At 54.7% G+C, this 638-nt stretch carries 1 protein-coding gene; it reads left to right on the top strand.

From position 1 onward, the window contains the following. Positions 1-638 (top strand): TGS domain-containing protein (locus tag ACTHRH_RS25690; protein ID WP_440418298.1); only part of this gene is annotated, 638 nt, incomplete at both ends.

Here is a 638-nt window from a genome sequence, read left to right on the forward strand (position 1 = left end):
TTCCCGGATGGTGCGGTTCGGGAATATGAGCAAGGAACGACATTGGAAGAAGTGGCGGGTTCGATCAGCTCCGGGCTGAAAAAAAATGCGGTCGCCGGTAAAATCAACGGGAAAGTGGTCGATTTGAACCGGGAGTTGAACGAGGACAGCGAAGTGGAGATCGTCACGCTGGATAGCGAGGAAGGGCTGGAGGTTTACCGCCACAGCACCGCGCATTTGATGGCCCAGGCGATCAAGCGGATTTACGGGAACAAGCAGGTAAAGCTGGGGATCGGTCCGGTGATCGAGGACGGTTTTTATTACGATATAGATCTGGAGAATCCGTTATCGTCGGACGATCTGGCGAAGATTGAAGCGGAAATGGAGAAGATCGTAAAGGAAAATCTGCCGATAGAGCGGCGGGTAGTGAGCCGTGAGGAAGCGCTGCGGATTTACGAAGAGCTGGAGGATCCGCTGAAGCTGGAGCTGATCCGGGATTTGCCGGAGGATTCGGTCATTACGATCTATGATCAGGGAGAATTTTTCGACCTGTGCCGGGGTCCGCATCTGCCTTCGACGGGTAGAATCAAGGCGTTCAAGCTGCTGAGCGTGGCGGGGGCATACTGGCGGGGCGATTCGAAGAACAAAATGCTGCAGCG

It is taken from the genome of Paenibacillus sp. SAFN-117 (genome assembly GCF_051966115.1).
GTDB classification, from domain to species: domain Bacteria; phylum Bacillota; class Bacilli; order Paenibacillales; family NBRC-103111; genus Paenibacillus_L; species Paenibacillus_L residui.